This window comes from Peribacillus sp. NPDC096622, from assembly GCF_044762665.1.
In the GTDB taxonomy this organism is placed as follows: domain Bacteria; phylum Bacillota; class Bacilli; order Bacillales; family DSM-1321; genus Peribacillus; species Peribacillus frigoritolerans_B.
The window spans coordinates 306859-323611 of sequence record NZ_JBIWES010000003.1; the positions used below are offsets into that span (position 1 = coordinate 306859).

At 37.8% G+C, this 16753-nt stretch carries 17 protein-coding genes; 6 read left to right on the plus strand and 11 right to left on the minus strand.

Annotated features, from left to right (window positions below):
• Nucleotides 1-81: 81 nt before the first annotated feature.
• The 8 genes from ACIQYG_RS07915 to ACIQYG_RS07950 form a co-directional block, all read right to left on the minus strand.
• Complete coding sequence (locus tag ACIQYG_RS07915) at nucleotides 82-543, minus strand: flavin reductase family protein (protein ID WP_402837177.1); 462 nt, start codon at nucleotides 541-543, stop codon at nucleotides 82-84.
• Nucleotides 543-1364 (minus strand): cytidyltransferase, encoded by an 822-nt coding sequence (locus tag ACIQYG_RS07920; protein WP_402836831.1) that lies wholly within the window; start codon nucleotides 1362-1364, stop codon nucleotides 543-545. Before ACIQYG_RS07920 ends, ACIQYG_RS07915 begins: the two co-directional genes overlap by 1 nt.
• Before the next feature lie 508 nt (nucleotides 1365-1872).
• Nucleotides 1873-2589 (minus strand): cupin domain-containing protein, encoded by a 717-nt coding sequence (locus tag ACIQYG_RS07925; protein WP_402836833.1) that lies wholly within the window; start codon nucleotides 2587-2589, stop codon nucleotides 1873-1875.
• Between the two features lies 1 nt (nucleotide 2590).
• Nucleotides 2591-3268 carry a DUF2848 family protein gene (locus tag ACIQYG_RS07930; protein WP_402836836.1) on the minus strand — a complete coding sequence of 226 codons (678 nt, stop codon included), beginning with the start codon at nucleotides 3266-3268 and terminating at the stop codon, nucleotides 2591-2593.
• Nucleotides 3265-4056, minus strand: coding sequence for a carbon-nitrogen family hydrolase (locus ACIQYG_RS07935; RefSeq protein ID WP_402836838.1), 792 nt, complete (start codon nucleotides 4054-4056; stop codon nucleotides 3265-3267). The genes ACIQYG_RS07930 and ACIQYG_RS07935 overlap by 4 nt, the downstream gene beginning before the upstream one ends.
• 27 nt (nucleotides 4057-4083) lie before the next feature.
• Nucleotides 4084-5550: a 4-hydroxyphenylacetate 3-hydroxylase family protein gene (locus ACIQYG_RS07940; RefSeq protein ID WP_402836840.1), complete on the minus strand. Its 1467-nt coding sequence runs from the start codon at nucleotides 5548-5550 to the stop codon at nucleotides 4084-4086.
• Nucleotides 5551-6060: 510 nt separating this feature from the next.
• Complete coding sequence (locus ACIQYG_RS07945) at nucleotides 6061-6732, minus strand: GntR family transcriptional regulator (RefSeq protein ID WP_402836842.1); 672 nt, start codon at nucleotides 6730-6732, stop codon at nucleotides 6061-6063.
• Nucleotides 6733-7152: 420 nt separating this feature from the next.
• Nucleotides 7153-7515: a group I truncated hemoglobin gene (locus tag ACIQYG_RS07950; RefSeq protein WP_402836844.1), complete on the minus strand. Its 363-nt coding sequence runs from the start codon at nucleotides 7513-7515 to the stop codon at nucleotides 7153-7155.
• Between the two features lie 386 nt (nucleotides 7516-7901).
• On the opposite strand from ACIQYG_RS07950, the gene ACIQYG_RS07955 reads away from it, so the two are divergent.
• Together ACIQYG_RS07955 and ACIQYG_RS07960 are read left to right on the plus strand one after the other, a co-directional pair.
• Complete coding sequence (locus ACIQYG_RS07955; RefSeq protein WP_402836846.1) at nucleotides 7902-8648, plus strand: ABC transporter ATP-binding protein; 747 nt, start codon at nucleotides 7902-7904, stop codon at nucleotides 8646-8648.
• Entirely contained in the window at nucleotides 8645-10609 is a 1965-nt protein-coding gene (locus tag ACIQYG_RS07960; protein ID WP_402836848.1) for an ABC transporter permease, read from the plus strand. The genes ACIQYG_RS07955 and ACIQYG_RS07960 overlap by 4 nt, the downstream gene beginning before the upstream one ends.
• Nucleotides 10610-10631: 22 nt before the next feature.
• Here ACIQYG_RS07960 and ACIQYG_RS07965 read toward each other — a convergent pair whose 3' ends face one another.
• Both ACIQYG_RS07965 and ACIQYG_RS07970 read right to left on the minus strand, forming a co-directional pair.
• Nucleotides 10632-11630, minus strand: a complete 999-nt coding sequence (locus ACIQYG_RS07965; RefSeq protein ID WP_402836850.1) for a sensor histidine kinase — start codon at nucleotides 11628-11630, stop codon at nucleotides 10632-10634.
• Nucleotides 11627-12301 carry a response regulator transcription factor gene (locus ACIQYG_RS07970; RefSeq protein WP_402836852.1) on the minus strand — a complete coding sequence of 225 codons (675 nt, stop codon included), beginning with the start codon at nucleotides 12299-12301 and terminating at the stop codon, nucleotides 11627-11629. Before ACIQYG_RS07970 ends, ACIQYG_RS07965 begins: the two co-directional genes overlap by 4 nt.
• A 473-nt stretch (nucleotides 12302-12774) precedes the next feature.
• Between ACIQYG_RS07970 and ACIQYG_RS07975 the strand changes: the two genes are divergently transcribed.
• The 4 genes from ACIQYG_RS07975 (at nucleotide 12775) to chrA (ending at nucleotide 15991) form a co-directional block, all read left to right on the plus strand.
• Complete coding sequence (locus tag ACIQYG_RS07975) at nucleotides 12775-12987, plus strand: hypothetical protein (protein ID WP_402836854.1); 213 nt, start codon at nucleotides 12775-12777, stop codon at nucleotides 12985-12987.
• Nucleotides 12988-13555: 568 nt separating this feature from the next.
• Entirely contained in the window at nucleotides 13556-14428 is an 873-nt protein-coding gene (locus ACIQYG_RS07980; protein ID WP_402836855.1) for a DMT family transporter, read from the plus strand.
• A 421-nt stretch (nucleotides 14429-14849) separates the two neighbouring features.
• A complete protein-coding gene (gene chrB / locus ACIQYG_RS07985; protein WP_402836856.1) occupies nucleotides 14850-15437 on the plus strand; it encodes a chromate efflux transporter ChrB in 588 nt (195 codons plus the stop codon).
• Nucleotides 15437-15991, plus strand: a complete 555-nt coding sequence (gene chrA, locus ACIQYG_RS07990) for a chromate efflux transporter ChrA (protein WP_402836860.1) — start codon at nucleotides 15437-15439, stop codon at nucleotides 15989-15991. Before chrB ends, chrA begins: the two co-directional genes overlap by 1 nt.
• A 36-nt stretch (nucleotides 15992-16027) precedes the next feature.
• On the opposite strand, the gene chrS is transcribed toward chrA, so the two are convergent.
• Nucleotides 16028-16504 (minus strand): chromate efflux transcriptional regulator ChrS, encoded by a 477-nt coding sequence (gene chrS / locus ACIQYG_RS07995; RefSeq protein ID WP_034315019.1) that lies wholly within the window; start codon nucleotides 16502-16504, stop codon nucleotides 16028-16030.
• Nucleotides 16505-16753: the final 249 nt, after the last annotated feature.

Here is a 16753-nt window from a genome sequence, read left to right on the forward strand (position 1 = left end):
TCCTTAACCACAACAAAAGCGCTTTTTAGAAAGCTCACACAATTTTAACCATCAAACTTAAACAATAATCCTGCCATAAGTTTAGCTGAGTATTTTACCGTATTTCCCTTCATAGAAGGCTAGTGGTGCCCCTTCGCTAATGACGAGTTCAGTTACTTCTCCAATAAAGAGTGTATGGTCCCCAGCTATTTGTTTACTATGGACCTTACATACGATGTTTGCTAAAGCATTTTTTATTACTGGAAGTTCATTTATCCAGCCAAATTCAATCTGGCGATTATCTTTAATCTGCCCCGCAAAATGCATGGATAACTCCTTTTGGGCATCTGACAATATATTTACAGCAAATTTTCCAGATTCATTAATTTTATCCAGCATTTTAGCATTTTCGCCTATGGATATTAAGACCAACCTTGGGTTAAGGGAAACTGACATAAATGCATTCGCCGTCATACCGTGTGCTTCATCTTCTAAAAGTGTCGTGATCACTGTTACTCCTGTAGCAAATTTCCCCATCGCATTTCTAAAATTTCTATCATCCATCATTTTATAACCTCCTTAAAATTTGTACTGCACTGAGACTTTGACTCAAAAGGTATCTGATTTAAAAATTTAACCGTCACTTCTTCCACAACACCTCCCTTCAGCATTTCTATAATTTGACCGCTTATTTCATCATTTCTCCTGCTGGACCCATACCTTATAAATAACCCATGACAAGTTTTGTTCCAGGTTTTGATTTCTACACGATATACACCTGGTGCTGGCAGGATATACTTATTTTCGGTATGGAACTCCATATTTTTCTTTTTCTCGTGTTTATGTCTATTTGAACTATAAACGATCCCTTTTATTTCAAAATGATGTCCCATATAGTAAGGAACAAGGTGGACATCCCCGTCCCTTACTATTTTCCTGATTATGGTTGAACTTATTTTTTCGCCATTATGTACTTGTTTTGAAATGACGGTTACATCAAAAGGGTTGTTTTTGCTCATTCTTTGCATATAATCAGCAGTCCCCTGAGCTTTATTACCAAAGGTAAAGTCAAATCCCACAACTAAGTGTTTAGCTTGAAGACCTAAAACATATTGTTTAATAAAATCAGATGGCAAAAGGGAAGCAAATGATAAATTAAACTTTATGACAAAAAGTTTATCCACTCCAATGGCAGCCATTCTTTCAATCTTTAAAGCCAGGGGAGTTATATATCTCCAGTCTTTCTCCAATTTGATTACTTCATTTGGATGTGGATCGAAGGTCATCGCCGTGAATTTAAGATTGTTCTTTTCAGCTATTTTCTTGGTTTGCATTAACAGAGATTGATGACCTAAATGAACACCGTCAAAAAAACCTAATGCCATTACGTGAGGCTCCCTTGGATATAGGGATCCCTTTAGTGGATGTGTTAAATGGTAAACTTCCAACTTGCTTCACCTTCTCCGTCATCATGTTAATAAAATTTTGTCAAAGGGGAAAAAATTGTGTTGTCGATTTATTTAATGGATTACTGGACTTCAAAATCCTTGCATCCGTTTGCTAACCAAGGACCAAGTTTCGTGCCCGGTGGACGGGTATTACCCATTCATGCGGAATCAACAACTTTCCAATAATCTTGAATGTACACTCATTTTTTAACGATTAAAGGTTTCTGTGTGATGGATTCTGTATACATAATCCATCACACAGGAAATTCAGATACCGGCTTCCTGAGATAACCCAATTATCAATTTGAGCATTCAGCACTTAGTCCCTGTGGAAGAATATATCAGAGATAAAAGGCTCCTCGTTGTTTGATGTCACGAGAAGCCATTTGATAGATTACCATATTCCTATAGGAAAGCAGGATCTTATTTATTCAAACATGCCTGTTTATTGTTCCTTGGAGTAGTAACGGACCTCGAAAATCTTACAGCCATCTGGTGATTTCCACGGTCCATGCTCCATCCCGGGAGGACGGCAAGCAACCATTCCCGCTGTAAATTCCTCATTTAGACGTAAATCGATTAATGATCCTTCAATAATATATAATTCTTCCCAAAAATCATGGACTTGCACGCCATTAGGAGAAGTATCTGTCCCGGGACCGTTATGAAGAATTCTTGTAGCGACTCCAGTAGCAGGGTCAGAAGCTATTATTCGTTCAGAGAGGCTCTTAACCTTACTAAAAGGCTGCGCTTCAAAAGTGGTATGATCGACAAATTCATGTTCTTCTTTTTTCTGATCTGCATAATAGCGAACTTCAAAAATCCTGCAACCATTAGGTGATTTCCATGGTCCATGCTCCATCCCAGGAGGACGGCAAGCAACCATTCCTGCTGTAAATTCCTCATTTAAACGTAAATCAATTAAGGATCCTTCAATAATATATAATTCTTCCCAAAAATCATGCACTTGCACGCCATCTGGGGATGTATCAGTACCTGCCTCCAGTTCAAGAATGCGAGTTGCTACATTAGTATCCGGAATCTGCGCAATAATTCGTTGGGATGCACCTTCAACAGTTTTTGAAGGAACAGCCTCAAAGGTTTTATACTCAATAAATTCAATTTCTGGTTTTCTATCAATTTTAATTTTTGGTTTTTCCATGTCAAACTACCTCCGCATCCGTTAAAATATGAACCTGATAATTCAATTGAATTTTGTTATCTGTTAAACGATCATATAATTCTGCTGAAAATGCTTCCCCATAAATAAATTCACCATTTTTAATCGGTAATGTTCCGCAAAACACAATCATATCCTCACTATCATAGCCGCGTTCCTCAATAATTTTGAGCAATTCTTCTGGATGCAGGAATTCTCCTAGTTTGCCTGTTTGGTACTCTTTTTTCACCCCATCAACAATCATCCAGCTTCTCATTTCAATGTCATCCCATCGATCTTTTACGTCATCCAAGGACCAAAATTGTGTTGAAATAGGCTTGCTGCATACTTGTTTGGATTTCTGAATAGACACTTTTTCAAGCCCGCGGTCGGTGTGGTCACTGCCTAGTCCTAAATACCATTTCCCTTCAATTTTCATGATGACTACTTCCGCTTCCCCACTGCTGCTTTCTTGAATAACTGAAATTGACTTATTTGTCGTAATAAGATTTGTTGAAAGATCATAAATCATCGGGACTTGTGGAGGCGCTGGAACTCCGATCTCCTTCAATTCATCAATATGTTTTTTTACAGATTCCTGGTCTTTTCCCGTATAGCCGGCAATAAGCAATCGTTTTGGGTCTGCGACAATATTTCTTCCACGAACATTAATGTTTATCAACTGAATTCCTCCTGTCTATCTAAGACTCGATGCTTCAAATTAGGGAATACATCGCGAATTTTAGTAACCTGAGATGGATCAATCTCAGTTTTAATAATCGTTTCTTCATCTCCTCCAGCAGCCACAACAATCCCCCATGGATCAACCACTTGACTATGGCCAGCTAAAAGGACGTCATTAGTATTTCCAACACAATTACTCGAAATCAAGAAACACTGGTTTTCCAATGCTCGAACTGAATTGAATAATTTCCAATGTTCAAGCCTTCTATGCGGCCAAGCAGATGTAACAAGAAGTAACTCTGCTCCTAAATCCACTTCTGCACGGTACAATTCAGGGAATCGCAAATCATAACAAGTTGATAAGCCAACTTTCCCGAATTCTGTATCTACTACAGTTGTTTCATTTCCTCTCGTCAATATTTGACCTTCTTTTGAACCATAACGAAATAAATGCATTTTTCGGTAGGTTCCTATAAGTGTCCCATCAGGAGCAAATAGAACACTTGTGTTATAGTATTTTCCATTATTTTTTTCTATAAAACTACCTGCAAAAATATATGAATGAACTTCTTTGGCCTTTGAGGAGAAACGTTGTACAAAATCACCATTCAATTCTTCCGATTCGTCAATATAACGATCAAAAGAAAAGTACCCCGTTGCCCACGTTTCTGGCAAAACTATTAAATCTTGTCCTTTTAATCCATCAATCATTGACTCCACACGATCTATGCGAGCAGATTTAGATTCACTATCTTTAATCTCCAATTGTATTGATGCAATTTTCATTTCTGCAACATCCTTTTCTTTATATTTCTATATGAGTTCTTTCACCTGAGTGGGAAGAGAATAGCTTTCTAAAAATTTATCCACCATTTGAACCGGCTCATCATATCCGTAATTTCTAAATGAAAAGCCTTTCGTGACGAAAGGTGCACCATTATAGAACAATTCATACTGTTGATGTCTGCCACCGAATTCTGAACCAATGATATCCCATACTAACTTAAATAGTTTAATTTTCTCCTCAGCCCCAACTCCCGTAGAACGTATATATTGATACATATCATCTTTCGTTTCAGGATTGATGAGCTCTTTATATGAAGATGGTAATTGTAAAACACCTCCACCGCATAACTCCCTTAAAATTTTAATAGTGGAAGAATAAATAGTTTCCTGTTGCCCCACTACACCATAAAGAAAACGTGGATTCGGTCGTGCCACACCATTTTTGTCGATGATACAATTATATTCCGAAGCTAAAAGATTACCTTCTACAGAAGCCGCAATCGAAGCGAGTTCCCCTAACTTCTCTTGGACTGAAGGGATTTTATCGATTCCATTCATAGCAGAAACTTTTCGGGCAGCACCAATCAAAAATTTCAATTTATTGCTAAATCTTATTTGTGCTTGATTATTGCCTAATACGTGAGCTGGTGTTTCATGGAACTGGGCTCTCACGATGTCAATGTTCTTGTAAACAAAGATATCTTGCCAAGGAATAAATACATCGTCAAAAACAACTAATGAATCACTTTCATCAAAACGAGAGGACAATGGGTAATCAAATGTGCTTGGTGATTTTTCAGCATAACCAGGCCTTGCATAAAATTTTAATCCTTTTGCATGAATCGGCAGTACAAAAGACAAAGCATAATCTTCATCACCTGGTCTGAGCGGCGTAAGGCAACTTACGAATAAGTAATCTGAGACGGCTGATGCAGTACCGAGCATCTGGGAACCTCGAACAATAATTCCATCCTCCCTTTCTTCGTACACTCCAACCGGGAGAAATTTATCTTCCTGCTCATGAGCTGCTTTACTTCGATCAATTTGTGGCGGAATAATAACGTATGTAACATATAGATCACCATCTCGCACATGTTTATAAAAATTCAAAACATTATTTCCATAACCTTCTCCTCCACGATCGAACACATCAGGTGAACTGGCAAAAGCAGCCAAAAAGCTGGCGACATGATCAGGGCTTCTTCCGACAAATCCACAAGTTGCTTCAGACCATTTAGATATCGCCAATCTTCTCTCTTTAAGTTCTTCCCGACTCCTTGGAATCATATAAATTTTATTTGCTATTGTACCGTCCTCAGTTTTGTATGTCATATTCTGAGATTCATCCGATGCTAAATCGTATAAGCCTGCAATGGTATGTGTAATTCCTGTAAAAGCTGGGTGGGTCGTCACATCCTGTACTCGTTCCCCATTTATGTAGATTGCCCTATCATCTTTCAATGTTTGTAAATATTCTTTACCTGTCCTGACCATACCTGATTCCTCCTATATGTTTGAATAAGTACATGTTTTAAAAACAAGAAACAATTTAAAAGCTCTTAACGGCGAACCTTAATTGTACTTTGTGTTATGTATTATGTATTGTGTATACATTAGAGGTTTCGCCATTTCCTATCTGTAATTAAAGTAGATAATGACATTACATATCGAATTTCATTTTTATTCCTTAAACCTACGCTTTCACCTATGAACATTAACAACGGGCTGATGGGTAAACGCTTTCATTTCCAATGAACTATACACTGATCTCTCATAAGTTTCAACAATAGGAATTACAATTTATAGCAAAAACTCAGGAAAAGGCATTCGAAAGAATTTTCCCAAGGCTTTTGCTATAAACGTTACAAAAGACTTGGTTTGACCTTGCGGATATCTTCTATTTCTTAGGGTGAAGTTGATTTTAACCCTTTATTTTTTGTCCCAGAGATGTAGTAAACCACCTTTTAATAGGAGCAATCCCCCCTTCAAGCATTTGATAGAAAATCAGGAATTATCTACGATAATTAATGTTTCTTTTGTTTTTTCTAAATGGTTTAAAATCGCCTGTGAAGCTAGTTCGGGATTTTTTTCTTCTAAAGCCTGGATAATCTGATTATGCTCCAGCAAAACTTTCTTCATTCTCCCATGTTTACTGACTGCTTTTAAACCCATTAGCTGAGTAAGGTTATGAAGATTGTTCAAAACTTGCTCTATTATGGTGAAGTTTGCCAGTCTTGTCAGCGAGAGATGAAACTCATGGTCTAGCCTTATAAAACTAATAGCATCATCATTTTGCAATGCTTCTTCTTGTTGCTTCAGAATTAATTTAAGTAACCTCAGTTGTTCAGGTGATGTAATTTCTTCTGTTAGCTTTTTCACCGATTCAACTTCAATAGCACTTCTTAGTAAGAAGATTTCATCCTGTTCCTCTGGTGTAATCTTTCTTACCGTTAATCCCTTCCTTGGAATGGAAACAAGTAATCCTTCTTTCACCAAATCTTGAATGGCTGCCCTTACCGGCGTTCTTGAAGTATTTAACCTTTCCGCTAATTGAACTTCTGTAAATATTTCATCACCGGTAATACCACCAAATAAAATTGCTTGTTTAATTTGCTTATAAACTTTATCTTGCGTCGTTCTTTCCTTTTCGATTGGTTTTAAATGGATTCCTGCCATGTTAATCCGTCCTTTTTGATGAGTCTTTTCAATTGAATAATTTGAATCTATATGATTGGTTAAAATTTCATGTGTGTTATGTATACATAATACATAACATCCAAAACATAAGTCAATAATATTTTTTATATTTTTCTGAATTTTGTAAACCAACCGAAACCTTTGTAATTTTCTAAAACGTAAAGTCGTTTATTAATCATCCTTATGGAAGTCAAAAACATGTAACAAAAGGATAAAAAATTCAAATAAAAAAGCCCCCAGATAATGGGGGATGATTACCAGATGAACTCTTATACTCCAGGCATATGCCCTTTATGTAAAATACGGAGAGGGCGACCACAACATCATTCACGCACACTCGATTCTTGGATGCCACTTTCCATAAAAGCCGTTGGTAATGCATCTGTTAACTCAATATATTTATTTATATAAAATATCATCTTTTAGTGAAGCAACTTTAGTTAAAGCTGTATCTATGTCAGCTTCATTCACTCCAAAGTGAGCAAGTGCATCATTAAGATGTTTTACAATGGCATTAAAATGGGCAGGTTGCAGATTCAATCCTTGGTGAGCTTTTGCCATGGATTGTCCAGAATATTGTTTTGGACCGCCTAATGCAAAACTAATGAATTTTGTCTGATGACTTCGTTGCTTTTCCATATCCGTTTTTTCAAAAAAATGATTAACTGTCTCATCTTTAAGAACCATTTCGGAGTAAAAGTAGTCCACAACTTTTGCTATTGCTTCTTCTCCGCCGACTTTTTCAAAAAGTGTTTGTTCCATATCCACACTCCTAATTTGTAATTAATAGAAGTATTCTCTGTAGAAAATTTGATTTTATTCCTTATCTTTCAATAATATCTCCACTGCTCTAGCCCTTTGCAACTATCCTGTCCCTTAAACTCCATAAGTGTGCTGCCAAAGCAACTCCGAAAGTGAAGTAAAGGACCGGTTAGTTCCTTTTATCCCCCCATTATTTCAACTTGTTGCCACTAAGATGCTGAAAATGCATAATTGATATAGGTAATTTCATTTATTACATTCACTTTCACGGTGTTATTTTCATTTTTAAATTGTAATGTGACAAAATTGTAATCTTACTTCCTGTTACATCTATGGTGGGGAAAGGGATGAATTTTATAGTATGTAACATGAGGAGGAGATTTACGTTGAAAAAAGTATTACAAACTAAAAACTTATCTAAATCCTATGGAACGGCACAGGTTTTAAAAAATATTGACCTGACTATAAATTCGGGTGAATTCACAGCTATTATGGGGCCTTCCGGTTCAGGAAAAACAACACTGATGAATGTGTTATCGACAATTGATAAATTTTCTGGCGGGGAAGTCTGGCTTGAAGAACAGGCCCTGTTGGATTTAAACAAAAAAGCATTGCGCACATTTCGCCAAGAACGTATGGGGTTCATCTTTCAAGATTACAACTTGCTTGATACTTTAACGATTAAAGAGAACATTCTTCTCCCCCTTTCACTAAGGAAATTTTCTTCGGATGAGATGGAAAGACGGCTGAGACCAGTCATTCAGGCATTGAATATTGAAGAAATTCAGGATAAATACCCTACAGAAGTTTCAGGTGGTCAGAAACAACGGGCCTCATCTGCGCGCGCCATTATTACAAATCCTGCGATTGTCTTTGCAGATGAACCTACAGGCGCCCTTGATTCGAGATCAGCAACACAATTATTGGAACAGTTAGCAAGCTTAAATGAAACGTTTCAAACGACGATTCTTATGATTACACACGATTCCTATGCAGCAAGCTTCTGTAAACGAGTTATCTTCTTGCGTGATGGGGGAATCGTAAACGAGCTTTATAAAGGTGACCAAAGTCAAAGTGACTTCTTTGATCGGATCCTTCACATCCAGAGTGCAATGGGAGGGAATCAAAGGTGAACTTACTGAATATGACGTTCCGGAACGTTCAGCGCAATTTCCGTGTTTATACGATTTATCTGTTTGCCATGATTACAGGTGTGATGGTCCATTTCACCTTCTCATCACTGATGTATAACCAGGATATATTGGATGTACTCAATAATAAAGAGAGTTTTCAAACGGGGGTGTCGATTGCCTCGGTGGTCATCTTCCTCTTTATCATTTTCTTTATTCTTTATGCAAACTCTTTCTTTATGAAGCAAAGAAAAAAGGAATTTGGACTCTATTTGCTGCTAGGTATGAAAGAAAGCCAGATTACACGAATGGTTTTCGTTGAAAATTTGCTCATTGGATCATTCTCGCTTGTAATTGGAATACTCCTTGGCGGTCTGCTGTCCAAGTTTTTCGGTATGGCATTAATGAACTTAATGCAATACGACAATGTCATCACGCTGAATTTTCCTTATCAAGCGATCGGATCGACAATCATCCTGTTTCTTTTGTTAGCGATCATTGCAAGTATCCAAAGTTTCTTCATGATCAGTCGCGTACAACTCGTTGAGTTGTTTCATGCCAAAGAAAAAATGGAAAAACCGATACCTTCTTCGTTCATTATGGCAGCTTTATCGTTAGTATTATTAGCAACGGAATTCTTTCTGATAAGCCGGGGCAAAGAATCAAGCATATGGCAAGAACACTTAACTTTTGCCATGATTGCTGTCACAGTCGGCATGATTGGTGGAACGTATTTGTTCTTCCGTCAGTTCTCCGGCTGGCTGCTGCAAAAGATCCGCCAGAAGCATAATTTCCATGAAGGCAATCGGGTATTGTGGATCTCTTCATTACGCTTCCAAATAAGGTCTAATACGTTAAACCTTACCTTCATCTCTTTGTTCAGTGCGACCATCATTTTCTTGATTGGATTCGTTTCGATCAATTACGCTGTCCAGTTTGAAGCTGTCGGCAGGAATTTACCGAATGATATTGCATTCCAGTCATTGGATAAGGAAACTAACGAGAAAATTGATGCTAAGATAAAAAATTCCGACCACTCAATCGAGTATCACAAAACTTTGGAAGCCTTGGTAGGAAAGCCAAATACAAACATGGACCTTGCTTTTGAAAACCCTGAGTATTTTTCAAAGGACGTTTTTCTTTTTCCAGAAAAAGCATATAACGAAATCATCTCATTGCGTGGAAATCAGGAGGAAATCCATTTAGAAGATATGGAAGCTGTAACTCTGTCACAAGGAACAGATTCCCCAAAATCCTTCCCCTCCGATCAGCTGCCACGTTTTAAAGTGAATGTAAATGAAGGTATCACTCTAAAACTAATAGAGAAGAAAGATTACGCATTATTAGGCTGGGCCAGCGACCCTGTTCGATCTATGATATTGAAGCCCGCAGTCCTGATTATTTCAGATGAGACTTATCAAAACTTAAAAAGCAAAGCCAAAAGGGTCCCTTTTGAAATTTATGAAATCGAAAATGAGAAGCAGGCTGAATCCTTATCAACTGATATACATGCCATTGTTACGAAGAAGCCCGACACTTACTATTCTTCATTTGCTGATGTGTATTCAAAGCAAATAGAAGGTTCATCTTTAATGTTATTTGCAGCTGCTTTCCTGGCTGTCATTGCCCTGTTTGCATTGGCCAGCGTCATTTACTTTAAACAATTGCGGGAAGCGACGGAAGAACAAAGACAATATTCCATTCTTCGAAAGATAGGTACCGCAGACCGTGAATTGAAAAGCGTGATTCGTAAACAACTACTCTTTGTTTTCTTCCCTCCGCTAGTTTTAGGCATTTTACACAGCTGGCTCATTTTAAAATACTATATCTTGGATTCTGTACAAGATTTTCCGCAGCTCACCTCTATGCTCTGGTTCATCTTTGCTATTTACTTTGTGATCTATGTATTGTTTTATCTGTCTTCTGCGAATCTCTACTACAAAATCGTAAATCAGAAATATTAATTAAAAAACGCAATGGCCTTCATCAAGGTCTCATTGCGTTTTTTTGCATATTGAAATAGGGATCGACATTTTTGGGAAAGTGCATGACAAACTCGGTATACAAACCCGTTTCAGAGGTACAAGTGATATAGTGACCAAGCTTATTCGATAACTGCTGCGCTAAATATAACCCCATCCCTGTGGATTTTGTGTAGGTACGCCCGTTGGATCCTGTAAAACCCCTATTGAATATCCGTGGTAAATCAGTCTTTTCTATACCAATTCCATTATCTCTAATAATCAGCTGCTTTTCTTTTAAATCAGAACCTGTCTCAATCTTAATTTCCCCTTCTTCTTGCGTATATTTCAAGCAATTTGAAATTAATTGATTCAGGATAAATTGCAGCCACTTGGGGTCACTTTGGATGGTGGTTGGTTCAATCTGTAACCGAAGGCGGATTTTCTTGGAAATAAATGTTTTGGAATGCGTTTTTATAACCTCTTTCACCAATTGTTCCAAATCACAATTCTTGATGTCATAATCTTGATTGAAGTTATCCAACTTTGCATAATAAAGTGCCTGATCTACATAATGCTCTATCCTTGATACCTCATCATGAAAACTCTTGACGTCGATTTCTGTCTGCTGCATCAATCGCAGCACTGAGATGGGTGTTTTAATTTCATGAAACCACGATACAATAAAATCATAATACTCGTTTTGCTTCTCATGAATCTCATTGAGAGACCTAATATGTTCCCTTTCCTTCTCTTCAAACAAATACTGTAAAGAGGCTGCCTCCAAAGAAAGGTTATCGTGATCTTCGTCACCCCTTGCCCGGATTGCGCGTAAACTTTGCTGATACCGATACAAAAAGAAAATAATCAATACGAAAAGGGTTAATACCCCTGCATATAGAAAAGTGTTCCAGCTCCATGTCATATTGGGGTCCGTGTAAAACACGGCAGAAACCATGCAAAAGATAAAAACGAATAAAACTATATAAGGCTTCTCGTATTTTAAAAATTTTATGAACCTCATTCGATCAGATACCCCATTCCTTTACGTGTCACAATAAAGTCTTCTAATCCAATTCCCGAGATCTTACGCCTTAATCGATTTACATTGACAGTCAGTGTATTATCGTCGACAAACTGTTCATCGTTCCAAAGAGCTTGCATCAAGTCCTCTCTGGATACAATTTTCCCTATTCTGCGCATCATCAACTGCAAAATGATGAACTCATTACGTGAAAGTTCAATGGACTGTTCCTCAAATTGGATAGTTGAGTTTGTTACATGCAAAGACAAGTCCCGATGCGTTAATTTTAGGTTATGTCCATTTTGATATGTATAATTCCTGCGTAGCAATGCACTGATTTTTGCTACAAGAACATCTAAATCAAATGGCTTCTGGATAAAATCATCCCCTCCCATATTAATGGCCATGATGATGTCCATGTTTTGATTTCTAGAGGAAAGGAACAGTATGGGCACACTTGAGATTGCACGGATCTGCTGACACCAATAAAAGCCATCAAAGGTTGGCAAGTTTATATCCAACAGTACCAAATCAGGCTGGGATTTCTCAAAATCATCTAAAATGTGGTCAAATTCCATAATCCCCACAACGTCATATTTCCATTTTGTTAGCGTATCAGCCACAATTTTTCTAATTTTTTCATCATCTTCAACTATCATAATTTTAAACATAACTATCTCCTATTCAGGTTTACATGTTCTTTAATATCATTATGCTAATTATTCCAAACTCCTGTCATTTGTACAATACATCACTCCAGAATATGACCCAATTAAAGAAACTTTAGTGAAGGAATGCGATAGTGACACCCTGCCCCCCCTTTTAGAGATTGTACAATTTGAAGGTTGCCTCCAGGCACTCGCCCCTTCCGTTCCGAACAACTTTGTTTTAACTTTTAGATAGAGCCCTTTTGTCTACAAACTGAGCGAAGAGAATAGCGTTAGTCGACAATATTTTTTCAGCAATTAATAACCACTAATGGGAATGACTTCTCCTATTCTTCGAGGGAGTTTGCACTCAAACAGAAGGATACCAAAAAAAACTGAAGACATTAATTTTAGATAAAAAAGTTACCAGCTTGGCCAAAAAATAAGTATAAGAATGTAATAGATTGGATAAACTAATAAAAAAGGAGTGGGAGATTATGGAGACTAAACTTAAAGAAGGAACGAAAGAAATGTGGAGCGAAATTAATGAATGTATAACTCGGAAAATCAATGAAAAACATGATTTATCATTTCAAAAGAAGAGCAATGATAATTATATGAATCTATATATTCAAACAGCCGTATTACACACGTTATTTGAACTATCAGATGAGTTCAGGAAAATCGAAAGAAAATATAACGGATTGTGATGCTTAAATTCAACTTAACGGTGGATTAGGATTAAACTCTTTAAGGGAGCCTATTAATCCTAATCCACCTTTTCTTTCCAGCTTATTACTTACATCATTACCGCTACTGACAATTTGGCCAGCATTATTACTGTACCATTTGTTTCCCTTCCCTATAAATCCCTCTTTTTATTCCAACTAGAATCCATTAACCTAATAGAAACCCCACCAGTTTTTAAGGCAGGGGTTTTTCCTGTGTTTTAAGTTTTAGTATAATACGAATGATCTTAATGGTACGCTAGGTTTAATACGATAATTTGTTGTTTTATTAATCTAAAGTCCTGTATATTTAAATGAGTATGTTTTTTAAATTACTGATGTTTGAAACGAATGATCAGTAGCAGCCCGGAATAGCTTTTTAATTAGCTAAAATCATTGAAAATAAATATTTTTTGAAAGTGAGCTGAAAGCTGATGTTGTGGTCACCACTATTCGAAAATGATGTACCTGCAGTTTTTCTTCCTTAACGGCAGAAAAATTGCATCTCCGTTAAGGACTGGAAATGTTTGGTTAAAACGGAGGGTACAAAATGAAAAACACTATAATAGGTTCTTTATATCTATCACTCGCTGCCAGCATTTGGGGCGGGATGTATGTTGTGGTAAAAGTTGTGGTAGACGTTGTTCCGCCTCTTGAATTAGTATTATTACGATATGTAATTGCGATTTTAGCATTGCTGACAATTGGTTTTATAACAAAACAATCTTGGCGGATTGAAAAACGAGACTGGCTTTTGGTTTTCATTATAGGACTTGTTGGAAACACCATTTCCATCGTAACCCAGGAAGTCGGTACGCTGCTATCCACTGCACAAATGGGAGCCATCATCACTTCAACAACACCTGCATTCATGGTGATATTCGCACTTATCGTTTTAAAAGAAAAGATCACTTTTAAAAAATCAATTTCTGTTATTTTAGCGACAATAGGTGTCGGTATCATTGTCGGGAATGCCCATATTGGCTCATCTTACCAACTTGGGGGCGTATCACTGCTTATTGCTGCGTTAACTTGGGCACTTATGTCTGTTCTAGTTAAACGTGTACCTGGGCAATATTCACAAATTGTTATAACGACCTATGCAGTGCTTGTGGCCATTGTCTTTTTAACACCTGTTACGATTAGTCGATTGGATGAGCTTGATTTTCAAGCAATCACGCATCCATCCATATGGGGCGGCCTTCTATACTTAGGCGTTATTTCCACAGCATGTGCCTTTTTACTGTGGAATCGCGGACTGCAAATGCTTACCGCTTCAAGTGGCGGACTATTTTTCTTTTTACAGCCTATAGTCGGTACTTTTTTAGGTTGGTTAATACTAGGTGAACAAATCGGCTTGTCGTTCTGGATCGGTACAATCTTAATTTTTATCGGTGTGTTATTAGTCATTCGGGAAGAATGACCCACATTAAAAATGTTTATTAGAGTTATATAATAAAAAGTACCCTATAGAGCAGTCACTCAGAAAAAGGCTGCCTATAGGGTACTTTTTTGGGTTTGAAAAAGGGGATTGTAGAAAAGTTGTTTTTTTGTATATAATTTCTCCTCTTATTCCCCTTCAATAAGGCGGAGTCCAAGAACCCACCGCACTAATGGTAATAGCATTATTGCTTGTTTGTCTTATGTAATTCAATTTTCATCCCTTAAGACAAAAAGATATTTTCTTTTGTTTTTTTCAACCTATTTTATTGAAAATCCCTAAATATACATTCATTACGTAATTATTATCATTGTTTGATGTACATTTCGAAATAATTTTTGTTATCATTAATTCATAATCTTGGAAATGAATGCTGGATTTTATAACAAAGGAGGAATCGTTTTTGAAAAATCCATATACGGAATTGACGATTGGAATGATGAGAACGGGGATATTAGGATTCGGCGGCGGGCCATCTGTCATTCCGCTCATCCGCCACGAAGCAGTTTCCCGTTATCACTGGCTTGACGATGATGAATTCGGGGACACTTTGGCGATTGCCAATACACTCCCAGGACCGATTGCCACGAAGATGGCAGCATATCTTGGTTATAAATTAAAAGGCTGGCCAGGAGCCATCGTAAGTGTGGCCGCTCACGTGTTACCTTCATGCTTTGCGATGGTTTTCTTGATTGCGTTCATTAATGTTTTAAGTAATTCGGCGATGATCAGTAATATGATCGCTGCTGTAATGCCGGTTGTCGCTGTCATGCTTGGTCAAATGGCTTATGAGTTTGGCGAAAAGGCGGTAAAAGGGTTAGGAAGGGTGCTCGGAATCACCTTTTTTGCGATTTCCTTTTTGCTTCTGCAGGTCATTTCCCTGCATCCGGGTATTGTCATTATGATATTTCTTTTATATGGGGCGTTTCATTATAAATTAAAGGATAGATTGAAAAATAAAAAGACTGATAGGAAGGAGGAATCCGCTTAATGGGTATTTTTATCCCAATAGGAGTTGCTGTTTTTCTAGCGTTTTTCATTGCCAATATTCTTGGTTACGGCGGAGGCCCAGCCTCGATTCCGCTAATGTATGATCAAATCGTCACCCGTTATGGCTGGCTTGATAATACCGAGTTCTCACAAATGCTTGCGTTAGGAAATTCACTCCCAGGACCCATCGCCACGAAAATAGCCGCATATGTCGGATATGATGTATATGGCTGGCCAGGATTCCTGGCTGCATTGGCAGGCACGATCATCCCTTCAGCCGTGGCTTTGATATATTTATTAAAAATCCTGCGAAAATACAAGCAATCGCCTATCGTAAAAGGCATGTCACTGCTTGTACAGCCCGTGATCGCGATCATGATGTTATTGCTCACCTGGAATATGGCCGCGGATGCGGTCGGGTCCATTGGCTACATCCATTCAATTGTCATCGCTGGATTGGCCTTCTTGGCTTTAGGTAAATTCAAGATCCACCCGGCATTCGTAATCATTTTTGCCTTTGCATACGGCGGCTTTATCATCCCGCTCACATCATAATAAAAAATCCTCCCTCCTATATAGGGGGGTTTTTCATTAAAGCTTCATGCCCATCCGGCTTTTATAACGTTTAATGAGAATTTGGCAATCAACGCTGACAACACCGACGACCGCATACAGTTTCTCATTAAGAAAGCGTTCCATCTCTTGATTATCAGTAAAGATTCCGTGCATATGCAGTTTACTCGGACCGGTCATATGATATAAACTCGTAACAGCCGGTTCACTTTCTAATTGCTGCGCGACCGATTCCAGATATTTTGGCTCAACCTCAACGTTAAAGAATGCCGAAACATGGATGCCGACCTTAGCTGGATTTATGACTGCAGTGAACCTCTCGATCACACCGTTTTCAACAAGATGATTAATTCTCATCTGAACCGCAACTCTGGACAGCTCCACTTTCTTCGCTAAGTCGGTATACGAAATTCGTGCATCTTCATGTAAAACCGATATGATTTTCTTATCGATCTCATCAACTTTCAAGCTGGGAATCTTAAAGTCCTCTGCCATCCTACGTAACTCCTTTTCAATTTCTTTATTCCATTATCGCAGAGAACACCATCGGATCACAATAATCTTCCTTTTCACTTCTCATAACGCAAGAAATTTTTTTGTATTCCTTTTCAATGAACTCCCTCCTATTTGCCAAGAAATGTCCATCGTATATGTAGTATTTCAAACTAAAGGTCCATCACTTCATCCAGCTGTACGGCTATCCTCCAAAATATGGAAATCAATAGGAATCAGAGCCGGACAAAT

Bases quoted from the DNA above. Each gene is read 5' to 3' on its own strand.
- ACIQYG_RS07920 (WP_402836831.1), bottom strand. From the start codon at position 1,364: ATGGCATTAGGTTTTTTTGACGGTGTTCATTTAGGTCATCAATCTCTG.
- ACIQYG_RS07975 (WP_402836854.1), top strand. From the start codon at position 12,775: ATGGAGACTAAACTTAAAGAAGGAACGAAAGAAATGTGGAGCGAAATT.
- ACIQYG_RS07940 (WP_402836840.1), bottom strand. From the start codon at position 5,550: ATGGTCAGGACAGGTAAAGAATATTTACAAACATTGAAAGATGATAGG.
- ACIQYG_RS07935 (WP_402836838.1), bottom strand. From the start codon at position 4,056: ATGAAAATTGCATCAATACAATTGGAGATTAAAGATAGTGAATCTAAA.
- ACIQYG_RS07970 (WP_402836852.1), bottom strand. From the start codon at position 12,301: ATGTTTAAAATTATGATAGTTGAAGATGATGAAAAAATTAGAAAAATT.
- ACIQYG_RS07945 (WP_402836842.1), bottom strand. From the start codon at position 6,732: ATGGCAGGAATCCATTTAAAACCAATCGAAAAGGAAAGAACGACGCAA.
- ACIQYG_RS07965 (WP_402836850.1), bottom strand. From the start codon at position 11,630: ATGAGGTTCATAAAATTTTTAAAATACGAGAAGCCTTATATAGTTTTA.
- ACIQYG_RS07915 (WP_402837177.1), bottom strand. From the start codon at position 543: ATGGATGATAGAAATTTTAGAAATGCGATGGGGAAATTTGCTACAGGA.
- ACIQYG_RS07950 (WP_402836844.1), bottom strand. From the start codon at position 7,515: ATGGAACAAACACTTTTTGAAAAAGTCGGCGGAGAAGAAGCAATAGCA.
- chrA (WP_402836860.1), top strand. From the start codon at position 15,437: ATGGGTATTTTTATCCCAATAGGAGTTGCTGTTTTTCTAGCGTTTTTC.
- ACIQYG_RS07925 (WP_402836833.1), bottom strand. From the start codon at position 2,589: ATGGAAAAACCAAAAATTAAAATTGATAGAAAACCAGAAATTGAATTT.
- chrS (WP_034315019.1), bottom strand. From the start codon at position 16,504: ATGGCAGAGGACTTTAAGATTCCCAGCTTGAAAGTTGATGAGATCGAT.
- ACIQYG_RS07980 (WP_402836855.1), top strand. From the start codon at position 13,556: ATGAAAAACACTATAATAGGTTCTTTATATCTATCACTCGCTGCCAGC.